The sequence below is a fragment of the Acidobacteriota bacterium genome (genome assembly GCA_040756905.1).
Classification (GTDB): Bacteria; Acidobacteriota; Aminicenantia; order JBFLYD01; family JBFLYD01; genus JBFLYD01.
Genome location: JBFLYD010000059.1, coordinates 11962 through 31731, shown reverse-complemented (window position 1 = coordinate 31731; position 19770 = coordinate 11962). Strand labels below are relative to the sequence as shown.

Genomic DNA, 19770 nt, shown 5'->3' with positions numbered 1-19770 from the left:
TTTGCTTGAAGTTGATTTAAAAACCAATATCCCATTCAGTGTATACAATTGAAAAGATCGTTTGTTCTAATAATTTCAATAGATTGTCTCTTATGCGACGCTCTTGCTTAGTAAAGTCACGCTAGATCATAATTGAAATCTGGTGGCTTTAAGCCATGGTCCAACATCATATCGTGCATTAGTCTAATACCTTTCCCTCTTTCTTCTATAAATTTCATATCAGACATTGCCCTAGCTATGATAGGATTCCGAGAGATCGGTTTGTATTTCAATAGGCGAATTTTTTCTAAAGTTAAAGGCTGGGGAAGAAGTCCCGGACTCTCTACTATCAATCTGTATCTGAACATCTTTATTATGACGGTCGCTCCTTCAATTGAATAATCTCTATGAATAATGGCATTTCGGACAGCCTCTCTCAGAGCCTCTTGCGGATATTCAGTGATTTCTACCCTTGAAAACCCCTCAATCCTCATTGCTATCCTCATATTTCTAAGGAAAAATTTCGTGGCTTCATCTATCATTTTAGGTAATGGGCCTTCGATGTCCATTTTATCAATTGCATCTACAGGCTCAGATCCTTTAAAGCATTCCGCTTTTATTTTACTCTGGACGAGGAAAATTTCTGGGTTCTTCCCAAAAAGGAGAAGTCCTGCCACTGTTGGAATGTGCATTCTTTTCTTTCGGGATACAGTTAAAAACCCCTTTTTTACAAAAAGACTCCATAATTCTGGAGAAGGAATTTTGATCTTCAGATTAATATAGTTCAAATAGAATTTGATAGACTCTAACGAAAAGTCATCTACACTTGCAGCGTATATCGGTCTCTTTTCATAAACCGAAGGTGCTTCTATTAAGGACGGATCATCGTTAGATAGTTTCTTCTTGAATTGCTCAATAAAGTCATTATTTATTTCTTCAATTTTCAGTTGTAATTCTGAAGGGAAATGTTCTACTAACACATTATTTTCTCTCAAAAACAATACCCCTTTTCCGCGGATTTCAGGATTTGGGTCTAAAATTCCTATTACTACGGTATTTATTCTTCTCTTGGCTATCCATTGAGCACATGGCATCTTGGGATGGTTCCGAGTCGTGCAGGGTTCAAGCGTAATATATAATATCGCACCTATTAAATCTTTATCCCTCAATTTTCTTTCAAGAACAGTATACTCTGCATGTTCGCCTGCACATAATTCTCCACGACAAGATGTTGATATTACCTTCCCTTTTTTAACAATAACTACCCCCACCTTTGGATGAATTCGACTATCAAGTTCTTGTTTAGAGTTCTTCGACGTTTCTATAGCAAGTTCCATGATTTTAGGGTCAACAGCGGACATTTTCAATCCTCTCACCTATTAAGCAAAATGTCGTCTGCCGTTCCTAGCATAAAAGAAGTTCCGCTAAAGGCGGAATTTGGGTGAGCCCGAAGGGTGAACCTTTTATGCTGTGTTAGTGGAAGTGGGTGTGATAACCTCATAGGTATTTAAGAACCTCTTTGTGTTGGTTTGCATAGGTCTCTTCATCTCGTTTAAATCTTCTCACATAGGAATAATGCCAAGTTGAGATGATTGGAGTTGTTATTTCCAATTTTTGTTTCAAAAATGTTGCGAAATCACATTTCACCAATCTCCCATTTTCTTCGATTCTGATGGATTTACCAACCGCAACGAGAAGTTTTGACTTTACAATTTTAATTTCTCTTACAAGGTAGCTCAAGCAATTGTTAATTTTTTGTTTTGTAGGTTTTCCTTTGGGAATGCCACATTTGACTAAATCTGTTGTATAGCAATTCTCCAATCCAAATTTTGCTTTTACTTTGTAAAATAATTCATCTGCCGGTGTTGATCTAAAATTGGCATCGGGCTTAAATATTCCAGTCCCTCCCGAAGTGCTTGGACTCTCAGCAATAAACATTACTCGATAATCTGCACTAAAGCCGCTACAATATCTTGCATCAGTAGATTCATTGAATGGACATTTTTTGCAATTTTGTATGTCGGCTTCCACCCTTTTTAAATCTTCCATTATTCTAACCTCCCGTTACCTGAACAGCCATTTCTACTAACATTCAGAGCTAAAAGAAGTGAAAACATTTGCCTGTTAATCTGTTTCTTTTTAGCCTGCTGTTAGCCGTCCGTTGCAGGCAGTCTTTAAAGAACCGTCCAATTTTATCAATACCTTTTATAATTGAAAAATATACTTATCAGATTTAGTTGCTGCCTTGCACCGATCCACAGAGAAGCGAAACTGGTCTCCGACCTTAAAAATTGGTAGAGACCCGAATGGAACACCGAAAAAAGTCAGTGTCCTGATATCGTTATTTTTGAAAAAGCCCACTATGAAATAAACTGACTTTTCTTGGATATTGAACTGTTGAGCTACTATCCTGATGTTCTCAATTTTTTCTGGCTTGTGTCCCTGCGAATTGTATGACTGACTTTTTGACCCGCGGCATTTGATCTGAAAATAATATGGCGGTTCCCCAACTTTGAAGTACCTATGGAAATGATCAAAAGCTATGCCATCGAACCCCTGGACATCAAATGAAGCTGCAAAAATACCCTGTTGATTCAGAAGGCTAAGAAAAAGGTTTTCAGCTGTCCTTCCAACCAATCGTGTGTCTTCCCTCTCAAAAAATTGGATGGTTCTTTCTTTCATAATTTCCTTTCCTTTACCTGCAATGAGCAGATAACCTTCAAGCGTAAGCGGCGTTGCCCGTCCCGCAAGGGATGGTGCAGGATTTGACGCTCTTTCAAATCCTGTGACAAAGGATAAATGTCGCCGCTTCCCCCAGTGGTTTTCAAGACCGAGCGCTTACGCTGTTGTTAGCGGAAGTGCCCAAATGCCTTTCATCAATTGCTATATATTCTGCAAAGGAAGTTGATTCTGGAATTGGAAATTTATCCTCCAATAATCCCTGTAAATGCAACTTAATAGCTTCATACATATTTTTTTCCGCATCTTCACGGGTCTTACCGGTTGCAACACAACCAGGTAAGTCCGGGGAGTATGCAGAATAGTTGCCGTTTGCCTTCTCTATTACGATAAGAAAACGATGCATATTACTTCACCTCCTTTAATTTCGCCTGTTTCAAGATACTATTCAAGGTAGCTGGCGATAAATCATCGCTGGGATGGTCCGCAATTGTTACCCTCCCCGGTTTCGCTGGATGCTTATATTGACGATGACTGCCTTTTGTCACAACCAGATACCAACCATCCTCTTCAATCAGTTTTATAATATCACGCACCTTCATCGTATTCCATCCTTAACTATTTGGACATTTCCGCTATCTCGTTCATAGATGAAATAGTTCGTCTATATTCCCCAATTAGCGGGATAGACGAAGTATTTCGTTCCGATTCTTCCTTCCTGATCCTTATCTCCCATTTCATTTTTTTGTTTACAATATAAGGATTTTTAAAACCCCTGTCAAGCTCTCGAATTACCTCCCTAAAAGAATTTAATCAATATTTTAGTGTTGTTGCCCTGTTAGAATGCGTGGGTTTTGACACTGGCATGATGTAAGGTCCCTTTTAAAATTCTAACAGGGTTTACTTCCAAAGTTGAATTTTACCCAGTTAGAAAGAAAGCCCCGCCCTTTGGCGGAGTAAAAAACATATGGCAAGAGTGGGGTTTAAATCCCCAACCGAGCTTTCTAACGGGGTTTACTTTTCAAGGCATATATACACTTATTCAATCTTAATCTCAGGTATATCCAGCTGTAACGACATTAGTATTTAATTTCAAAAACTTATATAATGTTATTTAAGAGGTATTGTTGAGAAGATCTAAGAGAAAAATTCTTGGACAGCATTTTTTATTTAATAAAAATCTAATAAAAAAAATTACTTCTGTTATAAACCCTAAAGAGCAAGAAATTTTATTAGAAATAGGCCCTGGAAAGGGCTCTCTAACTAAATCTCTAATTAACAGGGCAAATTTTGTTTATGCAGTGGAAATCGATTTGCATTTAGCATCAGAATTAAAAAAAAGAAAACTAAAGAACTTGAAAGTTATAAATCAGGATATATTAAAAATCGACCTTAAAAAATTTTTTGAAGACAATAAAGTAAAAAGGGAGATCGCAGTGGTCGGGAATTTGCCTTTCTCTATCTCTTCTCAAATACTGTTCTGGGTTATAAAGTATAGAGATTTAATTTCAAGAGCAGTTTTTCTTCTACAAAAAGAATTTGCTGAAAAAATCCTCTCTAAACATCGATCAAAAAAATACTGCCCTATTTCAGTTCTATTCCAAATTTATTTCAACCCAAAGATTCATTTTAAAATTTCTCCCCACTCTTTTTCTCCAGCACCAAAAGTTGAATCATGTCTTGTTGAATTAATAAAAAGAGACAAGCCTCGGTATGAAATAAGCAATCTTGATTTTTTCAATGAATTTCTGCATAAGATTTTTCGTTTCAGGAGAAAAACAGTAGAAAATAATCTGAAGTTAGCTGGGTTAAGAATCGAAGATATCAGAGATACGTTAAAAAAATCAAAAATTGAAAGGCAGGAAAGAGCAGAAGAACTCCCGATGGATAAAATCTATGCCCTATGGAAAAACTCCAAGAAATTATTTGACCTGAACTCTTCGCTTTAATAATATATTTAAAAATGGGAAAAATTATGAAAATAAAAATCAAAAAGGAAGATACCTCTAAAAATTCAAGCTTAATTTCTGAAATAACTGGAATTGTGTTAATAGCAATTTCCCTGATAATATTTTTTAGTCTAATAAGCTACAATCCAGATGACCCTTCATGGGAAACTTCCTTCTCAAAAAATGAAAAAACAAAAAATTTCATTGGAATTTTTGGAGCTTACCTATCTTCTTTATTTTTCCAGATTTTTGGTATTGCCTCCTTTTTCTTTCCTTTTGCTATTTTTTATGCAGGAATTCTTGTATTTGTTGAAAAATCTTACAAATTACTAAAAAAAAGTATAAGCTTTTCAATTTTTGTTGTATCCATATGCTCCCTGTTATACATGACCCAAAGAGAGCTGAATTGGTGGGGGAAGCCAATCCATTCAGGTGGATTTTTAGGAAATTTTATTTCAGAAATTTTTGTCGATTGGCTGAATTATACAGGAGCAATAATACTATTTTCATCCCTTGCTTTAATTTCAATTATATTGTTGACAAAATTCAGTTTCAGAACGTTTTTATCCATCCTCTTAAATATCCTTTATTTTCCTCTAAAGTATATCTATCAATTTTTTAAATTTTTTTTCTCAAAGTTAAAGAGAAAAAAGAAGAGGATAGAAAAAAAGGAGAAAATATCCGAAGAACTTTCGAATTTTCTTAAAGAAAAGATAGCTCCAAATAAAATAAAAAAGGTCAAAGAAGAAATTCCTGAAGAATCTCTTCTATTTCCATCGATAAAAGAACAGGAGTATACTTTCCCTCCCTTATCTCTTTTAGATGCTCCTGTTCATGCTGAAGAAATAAACCAGAAGGAGTTAAAAGAAAAAAAGAAAATTATCGAAGAAAAGTTGAAAGAATTTTACATCGAAGGATCAGTGTTAGAAATGCATCCAGGGCCGGTCATAACTACCTATGAATACACTCCAGATGCAGGTATCAAAATAAGCCAGATATTTTCAAGAACAGAGGATCTTTCTCTTGCATTGAAAGCTGAAAGCATTTTAATAGAGAGAATCCCGGGTAAGTCTGCAATAGGTATTGAAGTTCCAAATGATAAAAGGGAAAAAATTTTCCTAAGAGAAATAATTGGCTCTGAAGAATTTCAAAAATCGCCATCTAAACTTTCTATTGCGCTTGGCAAAATGGTGAGAGGAGAAATTTTTATTACAGATTTATCCGTAATGCCCCATTTGTTGATAGCAGGAGCAACCGGCTCAGGAAAAAGCATGACATTGAACTGCATCATCACGAGTATCCTATACAAAGCCTCTCCAGATGAAGTAAAATTCGTGCTGATTGACCCAAAGAGGTTAGAATTTGGAATTTACAATGAAATACCCCACCTTTTAGCTCCCTCTGTTACAGAACCAAAACAGGCAATAAATGTTCTTAAATGGACGATTAAAGAAATGAACGAAAGAAATAAAAAATTGGCTTCCCTTCATGCAAGAAATATCGAACAATACAATTTAAAAGTTGAGCAGTTGTTAGCAGAAAAAAATGATAATAGCGATACATATGATTCAATAAAGACTTTACCTTACATTGTTATAATTGTGGATGAACTTGCAGACCTGATGACCGGCAAAGAATCTCTTGAGGTAGAAAATGCCATAACCTCTCTTTCTCAAATGGCAAGGGCTGTTGGAATTCATCTAATTCTTTCCACTCAGAGACCTTCAACTGATATCATAACAGGAACGATAAAGAATAATCTTCCGAGTAGAGTAGCTTTAAGAGTTCCTTCAAAAATTGATTCAAGAGTAATAATCGATTCAATGGGTGCAGAGAAACTCCTCGGCAATGGAGACATGCTTTTTATGCCTCCTACTTCATCAAGATTGATAAGAATTCATGGAGCATATATATCTGAGGCAGAAACTTTTAGATTGGTAAATTTCCTCAAATCCCAGAAAAAACCAAAATATGATACCTCCATACTGAAAGAACACAAAAAAGATGAGCTCCAGGTCGATGAAAGCCTTAGAGAAAAAGATGAGCTTTACTATGAAGCCCTGGAACTCATTATCAAACATAGAATTGCCTCAGCTTCTTTTCTGCAAAGAAAATTACGACTCGGGTTTGCTCGAGCAGCAAGAATTATAGACATAATGGAAGAAGAGGGAATTGTAGGTCCAGGCGAAGGAAGTAAACCAAGAGAAGTTCTTGTGGATTACAATTATCTTTTAAAGATAAAAAAAGAAAGAGAGCAATGGTGAATGTTAAAAAAATGGAGACTGAAAAGAAGAATAAAAAAAATCTTAAAAAATCAAAATCTCCAGAGAGCACTTCAGAATTCACTTAATCATTTTTATCAGGGTTTCCTCACATCGATTGAAGAATATGATTTTGATTCTTTAAAGAATCAGGTAAAGGAGATAAAAGAAAAATCAATTGAAAATCTGGATTATCTAATTGAAAAATTCAAACAAGAAGTAAAAAAATCAGGGTCAAAATTTTACTTTGCTGAAAGATCAGAGGATGCCCTTAAAATCGTAGAAAAAATAGCAAGGGAGAAGAACGCAAAATTAATTGTTAAATCAAAATCACTGGTTTCAGAGGAAATAGGACTTAATCATCACCTTGAAAAAAGAGGGTTTAAAGTTATAGAAACAGATTTAGGGGAATGGATAATTCAGCTTTCCAATCAAAAACCAACTCATTTTACAGCTCCTGCCCTTCACATGAGCAAAGAGGACGTAGCTGAGCTTTTCTCAAGAAAGTTTAATAAAGAATTTGAACCAGACATAAAAAAACTTGTTGATTTTGCAAAAAAAGAATTGAGGAAATATTTTTTAGAAGCTGACATGGGAATTTCAGGAGCAAACATAGGAATCGCTGAAACAGGAACTGTGGTGATTGTCTCAAATGAAGGAAACGCAAGACTTGTAACCTCCCTTCCTCCTATCCATATAGTTTTAATCAGCATAGAAAAAATCGTCTCCTCGATCGAAGAGGCAGCAAAAATTCTTAAGGTTTTAACAAAAACAGCCACGGGTCAGAAAATTACCTCCTACGTATCTTTCATAACAGGACCGAGCAGAACAGCGGACATAGAAAAAGAAATAACAATTGGAGTTCATGGACCTGAAGAAGTTCATGTAATCCTAATCGATAATGGAAGAAAAAAAATTATAGATGATACACTTTGGAAAAAAGTTCTCTACTGCATAAAATGCGGAGGATGTCTGACGATCTGTCCTGTTTACAATTCGGTAAGCGGTCTGATTTTTAGTGGTCCTATTTATCCTGGAGGAATCGGTCTTGCTTTAACATCTGTTATTAACTCCCACAAAGAAACATTCCCTTACTTAAATCTTTGTTCCGACTGTAAGAAATGTGAGGAATTCTGCCCTACTGGAATCCCAGTCCCTGATATGATCAGTGAATTAAAGAATATAAGAGGTTCAGGAGTAAAAGAAAAAATTTTTATGAATTATTTTAAAAATAACAAATTTAGAGAATCTCTCCTTGAATTCTTATCATTTGCCCAGATTCCCTGGAAAAAAGATGATTTTATAATTAACAGTGTTCTGCCCTCGTCAAAATATAAATATTTTCCTTCAATAAAAAGAGATGGTATTAAATTATCTATAAAAGAAAATAAACGAAAGAAAGTATTGATGTTTTTAGGATGTCTCATAAGAGATTTCTATCCCTCTATCGGCATTTCAACTTTTAGAATAATAGAAAAAATGGGGTTTCAGCCCATCACATCAGAAGAACTGGTTTGTTGTGGAGCGCCAGCATTACACTTAGGGGATAAAAAATCTCTTTATTATATGGCAAAAAAAAATTTTGAAGTTTTCAGAAAAATCTCTCCTGAATTTATTGTTACTCTCTGTCCTACTGGAAATGGAATTCTCAAGTATGAATACAAAAAAATAATAGAAGAAAATATACATGCTTTCTCAGAAATAATATATGATTTCTCAGTATTCTTAGAAAAATTTAACTTTATCCCAAAAACTATAACCGAAAATGAAAAAATATACTTTCATCATCCCTGTCATTCCCTTAATTTTATCCATGTAAAAGAAGAGCCCAGGAATTTACTAAAAAAAGCTGAATACGATGTTATCGAAGAGAATGAACCATATACCTGTTGTGGATTTTCAGGAGCCTTTTCATTCCTCTATCCGGATATTTCAGAATCAATCTGGAATAAAAAGAAAAATTCAATCCTGAAATCAAACGTCAATAAAGTTGTAACAACTTGTCCAGGATGCATTTTCCAGCTAAAAGGAGGGCTAAAAAAAGAAGGCCTCCCAATTGATGTTTTTCATTTAGCAGAGACCTTGAAAATTTAACTTATCTTTTATGGACAGGAAGGATGAGAACGAGAGGTCAACCATTCCCTTAGTTAATGAGTGACCAGCAAGGGTGACCCGAAAACACGCTGTATTTTCCCCAGCGAGGAAAATAACAGCTCGGCACTCATGCTTCGCTCCCCCTCACTTATTAAAAGGGAAAGAATATATAACTTATATATAATTCAAAAAACATTATCTTCTATTGGTTTTAATTTCACTCATACTTTAAAATAAGTGAGGGGATCATGCCCGCTACGCATTCGTGACAGTTTTCAGGAACCTTCGGTTTCTCCGCCACCCTTCCTGCTCACTTATTTCTTTGTTTAGCTCTATTAATTCAGATTCTCATCTATATATCGCTCAATGGATGGTTACGCGCTTAATTTAAAGATGTAATTTTGGTGAAACTTTTTTATCTGTTTAAGGGTTATATTAAAATGGATAGGAAGATGAACTTAAACTTGGACCAATTGGACAGTCAAAAGGATGAGTTCTTGATATATGTTGCAGGAAAAGAAAATAACCGTGAAGCATTTGAAATACTTATGAAAAGATATTACAAAAAAATTTTTAATTATTTGAATAAAATATTAAAAGATGAAAATGAAGTTGAGGATATCGTCCAGGAAACTTTCCTTAAGGTTTATTTAAATAAAAAAAGATTTATCCCTTTCAACTCATTCTCTTCCTGGTTGTACAGAATAGCCACAAACCAAGCATTGAAAAAGATAAGAAAAAATAAAATTCAAAATTTATTCATGTTTAAATTCATCGAAAAATTAAAATTATCTAACTATAATCAAAATTCTATCTTGAATCCTTACGAATACATCCATATTCTTAAGCCAAAAGAAAAAATATCAATTATATTAACAAAATATTATGGTTTCTCCTATGAGGAAACCTCAAGGATGATAAATGCATCAGTCGGAGCAACAAAAACTTATGTGTTCAGAGGAATGGAAAAATTAAAAAAAATCATTAAGCAGGAGGAAGAAAAATGGAAAACGAAAGGATAAAGAAAATTTTCGAAATGATAGAAGAGAAAAATATCAGTGATGATTTTATTGAAAAATTCTGGAATAAGACACTCCCGTCTTATAAAAGGAAAAAAAGGAGAAAATTTCTTATCTATTTTAGTTTATTATTGTTCTCTTCCATTTCAATAATCTACATTAGCCAATCAAGAAACATAAAAGAAAATAATTTTTATGGGGAGGATATTACCATATCAAAAATTTATGAAGAGACTCTAAAGGAAGAATATCCTGAAATTTATAATTCATCAGTATGGATAGACAATGACGAATTGGATGAATTAGTAAATATTTTAAAAATAAATGAAAAGGAGGATAAACTATGATAAAAAAAGTGAGTTTACTTTTAATTCTTCTATTTTTTACAGCCTTCTTGTTTTCTCAGGAAGATGTTCCCCAGGATGATCCACCTCCAAAGGTAGGACCTAAACCTCTGCTGAGGCTTGGAAAATGGTGGAAAATAGAAAAAATTGTTAAAGAGCTAAACCTCACTCCTGAGCAGGTAACATCTCTCGATAAAATATACACTGATTCAAGAGTGAAGCTGATTGACCTCAGATCATCTTTAGAGAAAGCTCGATTGGAACTCCAATCTCTCAGCGAAAAGGAAAATTTCGACGAGGCCTTAAAAAAGATCGACCAGATCCACCTCATAGAGGCAAATATTCACAAAACCATTTTCTCCATGACTTTCTCCATGAAAAAAGTTCTTACCCCTGAACAAAAGGCAAAACTGGAGGAATTAAAATTAAAAGTTTTAGAAAAGAGACGTCTTCCTCGGCCAAGATTTTAATTTCTTTCTTATTTAAATTTTTTGTATAATTCTACTATTGAATCTTGGGTTTTAAAAGATTAGAATAAAAAATGTCTTTAAAGGCTGAAAAATAACAGAAATATTGTATAATATTATCATTGGGAAGGAGAGGTGCTGGAGTGGTTGAACAGGGTCGCCTGCTAAGCGATTCTCCGATGAATAATTGGAGCGCGGGTTCGAATCCCGCCCTCTCCGCCAGCCACATGACCGAATTAAAAGAATTACTTTTCTATTTCTCCTTTTCCTATCGGCAGACTCTTTGACATCAAAAAATATACTTCTTCCATCTAATCGTCAAGGCCGTTAATGTGAATGAGCTTGTAAATCGTCGTGTATATGTTCAGCGATGCGATGATGTTTCTCGCCTGATGCGTTCATAGGATCAATATGGACTGTGGCATTGGAAAGATAGCGCAAATGATGCAAAAGCTGGTGTTGGGCCTCCGTGGCGATCTCGTGCCCTTTTTCAACAGAAAGTTCTGGACTCACGGCTATATTTACCTCTGCATGAAGCCTGTGGCCTAACCATCTTACCCGCACTTCAGATATGTCCAGTACCCCCGGGGTGTGATTCACCGCATGTTTAATCTCATCAATTACCTCTGGTTCCACCCCATCAAGTAGGCGTGTAAAAACAGACTTGCCAGATTCCCATACGATTCGGAAGATTGCAGCAGTAATAAGAAGACCGACAATAGGGTCTGCTAATGAATATCCTAACCAGACTCCCACTGCACCGAAAAGGACGGCCAGACTGGCTAAGCCATCTACACGGGCGTGATAGCCATCGGCGATGAGGGCGGCGCTGCCGATCTCTTTGCCAACTTTGATGCGAAACTGTGCCACAGCTTCATTGCCAAGGAAACCAATCACCGATGCGATGATCACTGCCCAAAGATACCCTACCACTCTTGGGTGAAAGAGGCGATCAATCGATTCGTAACCCGCAACAATGGCACTGAACAAGATGATAAGTACAATGGCTACACCTGCCAAGTCTTCCACACGGCCGTAGCCATAGGTAAACCGTTTGCTGGGTTTCCATCGCGCAAGCGTAAAAGCAATCCACAGCGGAATAGCAGTAGCAGCATCACCGAAGTTGTGAATCATATCGGCCAGCAGCGCCACACTTCCTGAAAGTAAGACGATAATAACCTGAAATAAGGCAGTAGCAAGTAATCCAAAGAATGACCACTTGATAGCCCAAATTCCTCTTTGAGTAGTAAAAACAGATGGGTCTATGGCACCGTGAGTATGGACATGCTTATGGGGATCTTTCCTAAACATTAACCGTTAACCTCCTTATTCTTGCCCAATGGCGGATAACTTTCTGTATACGAAACAGATTCGGATATACCCCTAAATTTGAGGTTATATCCGAAGTATTTCGGATATTCCCAATCTGGCTGAAGTGCCAGAAACCCACACCTATTGACAATTTTTGTCACTTATCAACCTCTTCGTAGCCTCTAATGTGTATCAGCATTCTCTTACTATCAATATCCTCTATTTATAATTTTACCACTCCTCCGACTCTTAATCCAGCAGAATACACCAGCATTAGAATGACTTTATGCTTAATACTATCAACTGATAAAAACCATAAAAACTAAGTTTTTTTCTCTTCTAAAGCTTTGTGGATTTTTCTTTCAAGAATCTGATCAAAAGAGAAATTTTCTAACTTCAAGTAAAAATCTGCCACTGAAAAAAGAGCTTCTTCAGGAACAAGACCCACAATTTCGCTCCCGATTACATTTACTCCATACCTTGAAGCTTCAGCTTTAACTAACTCCATAACTCTGTAAAGGGGAGTTTTTTGATAGTTAATCATGTTTATTGAAACCTGAGCTATATTTCTATCCTCAAGCATAACTCCCATGGCTCTCACATACCTTAACCCTCCGCTTATGTGTCTTATTGCCCTTGCAATCTTATTTGCTATTTCCACAGAGGATGTCCCCAAATTTATGTTATATGCAATTAAAGGCATCCTTGCTCCTATTACTGTTGCTCCTGCTGAGGGATGAACAACTGGCTCTCCAAAATCAGGATACCAATTGGGATCTTTTATCTTTTCAAACAACCCTTCAAATTCACCTTTCCTTATGTTGGGAAGATCCTTTCTCTCCTCTTTTGTAGCTGATTCTTCATAAAGATAAACTGGAATTTTATATTCATCTGCAACCATTTTGCCCAATTCTTTTGAAAAAGCTACGCAATCTTCCATTGATACATTCCTTATAGGAACGACCGGAAATACATCCACTGTTCCAATCCTCGGATGCTCTCCTATGTGTTCTCTCAGGTCGATTAATTCCAAAGCTTTCTTGTATAGAACTTTTGCTGTACTATACAATCCCTTTCTATCTCCGATTATGGTAATCACAGTTCGATTGTGATTTTTATCAGGTTTAACATCAAGTACTACAATATTTTCTATTTCCCTCAGCGAACTGATTATTTCATTCAATACGTTTTCTCTTTTAGCTTCTGACACATTGGGAATTGCTTCAATAATTTCATTCATTTTTACTCTCCTTGGGTTTTGATTAAATTAAGATTATTATCGAATAATTCAATTTTGCCAAGATCTTTTATTTTTTCAATCAGATTATTCTTTCTTCCAACTACAATTACTAAGAATGGCTGGAATTTAATGTATCTTTTTACCATTCTCTCCACTGAGCTTTCATCAACTTCTGATATATTATAAATATAATTATTTATGAAACTGTCCGGCAGCGAGTAAAGAAATTTATCCTTTAAAATTTCAACCAATCTTTCCCCATAAGAGATCGAAAGTGAACAATTTCCCTTTAGATAATTTTTTGCGTTCTCCAACTCAAATTTATCAATTTTACTTTCGGAAAATTTCTTTATCTCAGAAAAAGTTTCCTCGATTATTCTTCTTGCATTCTCTTCTTTTCCAGTTACATAGATATAGAAAAGAGCAAAATCATTAAAGAATTTCAAATAGCTCTCAACACTACTCAAAATATTCTTACTTTCCCTTAAATTTAAATATAATCTGCTAAAAGGATTGCCAGAGAGTATTTGATTCATAACCAGAATCGGAAATCTAAATGAATTGTCAAAAGAAGGAAAAATAATACAAAAAAGTACATTAACATTTTCAGAGGATGGATTATCCACTAAAATTATGTTTGCATCAGATCTTTTTGGTGGAATGTAGAGAAAGGGGCTTAGAATCTGCCCTCTTTCCCATCCGGAAAAGTTCTTTTCCAAAATCTCAAATGTAGTTTTATGCTCTAAATCTCCTCTCAAAATAAAAATCGAATTATTTGGAATGTAAAATCTTTTACTGAAGAGAAAACAATCTTTTCCTGTTATTCGGCTTAAACTTTCTCTTGTAGGAAATAGTCTAAACAAAGGTGAACCTTTAAAAAAATTATAATACATAGTCTCAAAAGCTAATTGCTTGTTGTTAATTCTATTCATCTGCCACTCTGAAATTAACCTCTTTGTCTTTTTCATTATCTCATCGTTGGGAAATAAACTTTCCTGAATTAATTCACTCAACATATTTAGTAATGGTTCAAAGTATTCCTTTAATACTATGAATGAAAAATGGGTATAATTATCTGCAACCTTGATTTTAGTTTTAACACCAAAAAAATCCAATCGATCCTGAATCTGGTAAGCTTTCATCTTTTTTGTTCCAGAAAAAATTCCCTCAGCTGTAACAGTGGCTAAACCTGAATAATTAATTTGAGTGGAAGATTCACCGGCTTTGAATATTAAATCAAGAAAAACTAATGGAATTCCTTTCTCTTCGATTAAATATACTTCAAGGCCATTTTTTAAAGTAAAATTTTTAAAAAAATCTATTTTGAATTCTTTAACATCTTCAAAAGTAAATAAAATTGATGTCCATAGTACCAGTATAAAAAATAATTGATGAAAAATTTTATTTTTTCTCAGGGATGACATTTAAAATTATCCGATTTCTTTTATCCAGATATTTCTTCGCAACTCTACTGATATCCTGTGGAGTTACATTCATATATCGAGATAATTCCTCATTAATTAGATAAGGGTTATCGAAGTATACAGTAAATTCTCCCAATTTCATAGCTCTTCCCAAAGTACTCCTTAAGTCTATCAAATATTCTATCTTAAATTGATTTTTTGCCATCACAATTTCTTTGTGAGATACCAAATTATTCTTTAAATTTTCAATCTCTTGAAATATTTGAGATTGGGTAACATTCAGAGGATATCCTGGATAACATAAAACAAAAATCTTAAACAAAGACATTCCCTCTCTTTCCTCAACCCCTCCTCCCAGTTCATATGCCATTTTTCTCTCGATTAACAATTTCTTTTTCAGAATAGATGGATTTCCTTTTAGAAGTAAATAATCAATGATTTCCATTGGATAGAAATCAGGAGAATCCCTCGAAGGGAAAGGATAAGCTATATGAAAGGCAGGAAATCTCGCATTGCTGTCATAAATCGTTTCTATCAGTTCTCCCCTTCCTGGAGGTTCTTTAAGATTAGGAGGAACTCCAGAACTTCCAGAATTAATATTTTCAAAATTTTCTTTTATTAATGAAGTTGCTTCTTCACTACTAAAATTTCCCACTAAAACAAGACAAGCATTGGAAGGGGTAAAATAGTTAGTATAGAAATCATACACATCTTTGAATGTTATCAACTCCAGGTCTTCTTTATAACCTATTATTGGGTGGGAATAGGCAAAATTAATAAAAGACAGTTCATCTATTCTAAAAAATGATCTCGCATAAGGTTGATCACTCAACTTTAATTGTCTTTCTCTTTTTAAAATCTCTTTCTGGATGGCCAACAATCCATCGTCTATTCGAAGAGATCCCATCCTGTCAGCTTCAAGGGTTAATGCCATCTTCAATAGATTAGAGGGAAGAGTTTCATAAAAAACCATCTTATCTTCACTCGTAAAGGCATTTAATTCTCCCCCAAATTTATTAATCAGAAGGAGATGTTCCATAGGTTTAAAATTCTCAGAACCCTGAAAATATAAGTTCTGTAAAATCTGAGCTATGCCTGTTTTTCCAATTTTTTCATCCCTTGAACCGCAATGAAAAAATATGGCAAGCGTAAAAACCGGATGTGTTCTATCCTCTAAGAGGACAACCTTTAACCCATTATTTAACTTAAAATACTTAACAGGAAAATTAAAAGTCTCCTGCGAATAGACTGGAAAGAAAGAAAAAATAGTAATCAACACTAAAAGAATTGCTTTATTAATCATTTTCACTTCTTTTTTATCTTAATTAGCTTAATCATGTCAATCAATATAAGTGATGGAACCATGCGTAAAGCTACTTCGTATAAATTTTATATAATTGATTTTTTATCTTTAATTTGATAAAGATAAAAAGGAGGAAAAGATGAGGCTTAAAAGATTATTGTTAATTTTTCCTGCTGTATTAATCCTATCTCTTATAGGTATGCTTATTTTTTCTAACTCTGAATCAAATATACTTAAGCAAGGAGAAAATGAAGAAAAAGGGGTTATCAAAAAACCTGTTTTTGCCTCTCCTGAGTTGCTTTCTTTAAACAATGCTTTTGTGGAAATAGTGAAAAAAATAAAGCCCGCTGTAGTGAAAGTTGAATCCCAAATTACAGTAAAAGAAAGGTATACCATGGGAGAAGATATATGGGAATGGTTTTTTGGTGAGCCTTTCAGGTCTCCAAGGAGAAGAGAGGTGATAACACAGAGCTTTGGTTCTGGCTTTATAATAAGTTCAGATGGATATATTATGACAAACAACCATCTGGCTGAAAATGCAAAGAAAATTATTATATATATTGGAGGAAGTAAAAAATATACAGCTCAAATCGTAGGAACCGATAAAAAAACAGATATAGCATTATTAAAAATAAATGGAAAAAATTTCCCATTTGCAGGACTGGGAGACTCATCAAAGATTCAAATAGGAGAATGGGTTTTAGCTATAGGTAATCCATTTGGAAACTACCCAGGAATGGAAGGAGAACCTACTGTAACAGCAGGGATAATCTCAGCAAAGGGAAGGCAATTAAGATTGGCTGACTATGAAGATTTTATTCAAACAGATGCTCCAATAAATAGGGGGAACTCAGGAGGACCTTTAGTTAACATTAAAGGAGAGGTAATCGGAATAACATCGGCCATTCTCGCTCCCACTGGAACTAATCTTGGTATTGGATTTGCAATACCCATAAACCTTGCTAAAACTGTTTGTGATGAATTGAAGGCAAAAGGAAGGGTAATAAGAGGGTGGTTAGGCGTGGGTATTCAGGATTTCACTGAGGAGTTATCCAAAGATTTTGGAGGGATTAAAGAAGGTGCAATAATTGCCAGTGTTCAGGGTGGAAGCCCTGCTGAAAAAGCTGGTCTCAAAAGATATGATGTAATAATTGAATTCGATGGTAAAAAAATCAGCAATGGAACTCAGCTAAGATTTGCTGTGGCAGAAACACCGCCTAATAAAAAAGTTAATGTAAAAATCATAAGGGATGGAAAAGAAAAAAATATAACAGTTGAAATAGGTGAACTGGAAGAAGAGACTTCAAGAGAAGAAATCAAAGAAGAGTTCAATTTAGGATTAAAATTAGAGCCCCTTACACCTGAAATAGCAAGAAGATATGGTTATCCAAGAAGAGGCGGTTTAATAGTTACAGATGTTGAACCTTTCAGCGCAGCTTATGAAGCTGGTTTGGCAGAAGGAGACTTAGTTTTAGAAGTAAACCGAAAACCTGTAAATTCAATCTCTGATTTCATGAATATATTGAGAAGGTCAAAATCAGGAGATACCCTTATTCTTCTTGTGTGGAGAAATGGGCAGGAATTTTTTAGATATTTAACAATTCCATAATGAAATTTATAAAAGCTCAAGCTTCAGGAAATGATTTTATTGTATTTCATATAAAGAATGAGAATGAAAAATGGAATGAAATTGCCCAGAAAATCTGCGACAGGCATTATGGTATAGGTTCAGATGGTTTAGTCATTTTAAAAAACATAGACGATGAGAAAAAAGAAGTAAACTTTAGAATCTTTAACGCAGATGGCTCTGAAGCAGAGATATCGGGAAATGGATTAAGATGTGCTGCAGCATCTCTCTATTTTAAAAATTTAATCCAAGGAAATTTAATAAACTTTATCACTGAAGCGGGAAGAAGGGAATGTTATCTTATTAATAGAGAAAGCCATCTATTTTATTTCAAAGTAAACATGGGAAATCCAGTTCTTTCCTCAGATAAAATTCCCTTCAATGATGGTAGCATATACGAAAAAATAATCGATTATCCTATTACGATAGGACAGAAAACCTATTCCATCACCTGTGTTTCCGTAGGAAATCCCCACTGTTCGATTTTCTTCGATAAACTTCCCTCATCAATCGAATGGCATCAGTTAGGAAAAGCGCTCGAATCCCATCCTTTCTTCCCAAACAGGGTAAATGTTGAATTGGTGAGAATTATCAACAGGGAAGAGATGGAAGCTCTTTTCTGGGAAAGAGGCGTTGGAGAAACTCTATCTTCAGGAAGCGGTTCCTGTGCATCAGCTCTTGCTGCCATGATAAAAGATCTTGTAAACAAAAAAGTAAAAGTAAAATCAAAAGCAGGAGAAATGGTTGTAGAATGGGAAGAAAATGGAGCTTTTCTTTCAGGTCCATCGGAAATAATATGTGAGGGAACCTGGGTAAAACCCTTACAATAACTTTCTTTCTTTTGTTATGAAATTAGCTATAAATGGAGGCGAACCTGTAAGAAAATCAGACTATCCTCCATGGCCTGTATGGAATAAAAGAGAAGAAGCACTTTTAATCGAGGTCTTAAATTCAGGAAAATGGGGCTCTCTCCATGGAAACAGAGTAAAAGAATTTGAAAATAATTTTAAAGAATACCATCAAGCAAAGTATGGAATTGCAGTTTCTTCCGGTTCAGCAGCATTATACATATCTTTAAAAGCTTTAGGACTTGAACCAGGAGACGAAGTTATCGTACCCTCGTATACTTTTGTTGCTACTCCAATTGCAGTGCTTCAAGCAAGGGGGATCCCTAAATTTGCAGATATAAGTCTGGATACCTACAATTTATCTCCTGAATCATTGAAAGAGAATATAACTCCAAGAACAAAAGGTGTAATTCCTGTCCATTTAGCCGGCCAGCCGGCTGATATGGATGCAATAAAAGAAATTGCAGAAAAGCACAATCTTTTTATTCTCGAGGATGCAGCTCAGGCATGGGGCTCTGAATGGAAAACCAAAAAAGCAGGAGCTATTGGAAATGCTGGTATATTCAGCTTTCAGTCTTCAAAGAATATCAGCTCAGGCGAAGGAGGAATTATTCTTACAGATGAAGAAGACATAGCAAAAAAAGCAAGGTCATATTCAAATTGCGGTAGACTTGAAGGCAGAATCTGGTATGAACATTACTTAATGGGGGGAAATTACAGGATGACTGAATTTCAGGCTGCTGTACTTTTAGCTCAGCTTGAAAGATATGAAAAAATGAAAAAAAAGAGAGAAGAAAATGCAGCTTACCTTTCAAAAAGATTGGCTGAAATCGAAGGTATTACACCTTTAAAAAGAGATGAGAAAACCACTTCTCATGCATACCATCTTTTTATTTTCAAGTATGATAAAAGTTATTTTAATGAAATTAATAAAGAAAAATTCATAAAGATTTTAAATGCAGAGGGAATTCCTGTATATGCGGGTTATTCTCTACCCTTATACAAACAACCAGTTTTCACTTCAGATGAGGTAAGAAAAGAAATATCGATGAATAATTCAAAGGTTGACTATTCCAAAATAGTAAATAAAACTACAGAAAAAGCATGTTATGAAGAGGCTATCTGGCTGAGCCAGAGAGTTTTACTGGGAAGTAAAAAAGACATGGATGATATCGTAGAAGCAATAATAAAATTAAAGAAAAATATAAATGAAATAAATTAAAAA

Annotated in this window: 18 protein-coding genes and 1 tRNA gene; 10 read left to right on the top strand and 9 right to left on the bottom strand. The window is 34.9% G+C overall.

The window, feature by feature from the left end:
- Window positions 1-116: 116 nt before the first annotated feature.
- The 5 genes from AB1410_10640 to AB1410_10620 form a co-directional block, all read right to left on the bottom strand.
- Complete coding sequence (locus AB1410_10640; protein ID MEW6457153.1) at window positions 117-1355, bottom strand: ATP-binding protein; 1239 nt, start codon at window positions 1353-1355, stop codon at window positions 117-119.
- A gap of 121 nt (window positions 1356-1476) precedes the next feature.
- Complete coding sequence (locus AB1410_10635; GenBank protein MEW6457152.1) at window positions 1477-2028, bottom strand: uracil-DNA glycosylase family protein; 552 nt, start codon at window positions 2026-2028, stop codon at window positions 1477-1479.
- Between the two features lie 156 nt (window positions 2029-2184).
- Complete coding sequence (locus AB1410_10630) at window positions 2185-2661, bottom strand: hypothetical protein (GenBank protein ID MEW6457151.1); 477 nt, start codon at window positions 2659-2661, stop codon at window positions 2185-2187.
- Between the two features lie 142 nt (window positions 2662-2803).
- Complete coding sequence (locus tag AB1410_10625; GenBank protein ID MEW6457150.1) at window positions 2804-3064, bottom strand: type II toxin-antitoxin system HicB family antitoxin; 261 nt, start codon at window positions 3062-3064, stop codon at window positions 2804-2806.
- 1 nt (window position 3065) lies between these two features.
- Window positions 3066-3260 carry a type II toxin-antitoxin system HicA family toxin gene (locus tag AB1410_10620; GenBank protein ID MEW6457149.1) on the bottom strand — a complete coding sequence of 65 codons (195 nt, stop codon included), beginning with the start codon at window positions 3258-3260 and terminating at the stop codon, window positions 3066-3068.
- A 525-nt stretch (window positions 3261-3785) separates the two neighbouring features.
- On the opposite strand from AB1410_10620, the gene rsmA reads away from it, so the two are divergent.
- The 7 genes from rsmA to AB1410_10585 all read left to right on the top strand — a co-directional run bounded on the left by rsmA (window position 3786) and on the right by AB1410_10585 (window position 11014).
- Window positions 3786-4607 (top strand): 16S rRNA (adenine(1518)-N(6)/adenine(1519)-N(6))-dimethyltransferase RsmA, encoded by an 822-nt coding sequence (rsmA, locus tag AB1410_10615; protein ID MEW6457148.1) that lies wholly within the window; start codon window positions 3786-3788, stop codon window positions 4605-4607.
- Between the two features lie 26 nt (window positions 4608-4633).
- Window positions 4634-6871: a DNA translocase FtsK gene (locus AB1410_10610; GenBank protein MEW6457147.1), complete on the top strand. Its 2238-nt coding sequence runs from the start codon at window positions 4634-4636 to the stop codon at window positions 6869-6871.
- Entirely contained in the window at window positions 6872-8962 is a 2091-nt protein-coding gene (locus AB1410_10605; protein ID MEW6457146.1) for an LUD domain-containing protein, read from the top strand.
- A gap of 452 nt (window positions 8963-9414) precedes the next feature.
- Window positions 9415-9984, top strand: coding sequence for an RNA polymerase sigma factor (locus tag AB1410_10600; GenBank protein MEW6457145.1), 570 nt, complete (start codon window positions 9415-9417; stop codon window positions 9982-9984).
- Window positions 9966-10328, top strand: coding sequence for a hypothetical protein (locus AB1410_10595; GenBank protein ID MEW6457144.1), 363 nt, complete (start codon window positions 9966-9968; stop codon window positions 10326-10328). Before AB1410_10600 ends, AB1410_10595 begins: the two co-directional genes overlap by 19 nt.
- Window positions 10325-10795 (top strand): Spy/CpxP family protein refolding chaperone, encoded by a 471-nt coding sequence (locus AB1410_10590; protein ID MEW6457143.1) that lies wholly within the window; start codon window positions 10325-10327, stop codon window positions 10793-10795. Before AB1410_10595 ends, AB1410_10590 begins: the two co-directional genes overlap by 4 nt.
- 126 nt (window positions 10796-10921) lie before the next feature.
- Window positions 10922-11014, top strand: a tRNA-Ser gene (locus tag AB1410_10585).
- A gap of 105 nt (window positions 11015-11119) precedes the next feature.
- On the opposite strand, the gene AB1410_10580 is transcribed toward AB1410_10585, so the two are convergent.
- The 4 genes from AB1410_10580 to AB1410_10565 all read right to left on the bottom strand — a co-directional run bounded on the left by AB1410_10580 (window position 11120) and on the right by AB1410_10565 (window position 16070).
- On the bottom strand, window positions 11120-12103 hold the full coding sequence (locus AB1410_10580) for a cation diffusion facilitator family transporter (GenBank protein MEW6457142.1): 984 nt from the start codon (window positions 12101-12103) through the stop codon (window positions 11120-11122).
- A gap of 322 nt (window positions 12104-12425) precedes the next feature.
- The gene (gene ftcD / locus AB1410_10575) at window positions 12426-13343 is read right to left on the bottom strand and encodes a glutamate formimidoyltransferase (protein MEW6457141.1); all 918 of its coding nucleotides are present in this window, start codon (window positions 13341-13343) and stop codon (window positions 12426-12428) included.
- A 2-nt stretch (window positions 13344-13345) separates the two neighbouring features.
- Entirely contained in the window at window positions 13346-14767 is a 1422-nt protein-coding gene (locus tag AB1410_10570; GenBank protein ID MEW6457140.1) for a pitrilysin family protein, read from the bottom strand.
- Window positions 14745-16070, bottom strand: a complete 1326-nt coding sequence (locus tag AB1410_10565; GenBank protein MEW6457139.1) for a pitrilysin family protein — start codon at window positions 16068-16070, stop codon at window positions 14745-14747. Before AB1410_10565 ends, AB1410_10570 begins: the two co-directional genes overlap by 23 nt.
- A gap of 139 nt (window positions 16071-16209) precedes the next feature.
- Here AB1410_10565 and AB1410_10560 point away from each other — a divergent pair, with 139 nt between their 5' ends.
- Genes AB1410_10560 through AB1410_10550 form a run of 3 tightly spaced genes read left to right on the top strand, consistent with a single transcriptional unit; the run spans window position 16210 to window position 19767 of the window.
- On the top strand, window positions 16210-17679 hold the full coding sequence (locus AB1410_10560; protein ID MEW6457138.1) for a Do family serine endopeptidase: 1470 nt from the start codon (window positions 16210-16212) through the stop codon (window positions 17677-17679).
- On the top strand, window positions 17679-18527 hold the full coding sequence (dapF, locus tag AB1410_10555) for a diaminopimelate epimerase (protein MEW6457137.1): 849 nt from the start codon (window positions 17679-17681) through the stop codon (window positions 18525-18527). Before AB1410_10560 ends, dapF begins: the two co-directional genes overlap by 1 nt.
- Window positions 18528-18543: 16 nt before the next feature.
- The gene (locus AB1410_10550; GenBank protein ID MEW6457136.1) at window positions 18544-19767 is read left to right on the top strand and encodes a DegT/DnrJ/EryC1/StrS family aminotransferase; all 1224 of its coding nucleotides are present in this window, start codon (window positions 18544-18546) and stop codon (window positions 19765-19767) included.
- Window positions 19768-19770 lie beyond the last annotated feature (3 nt).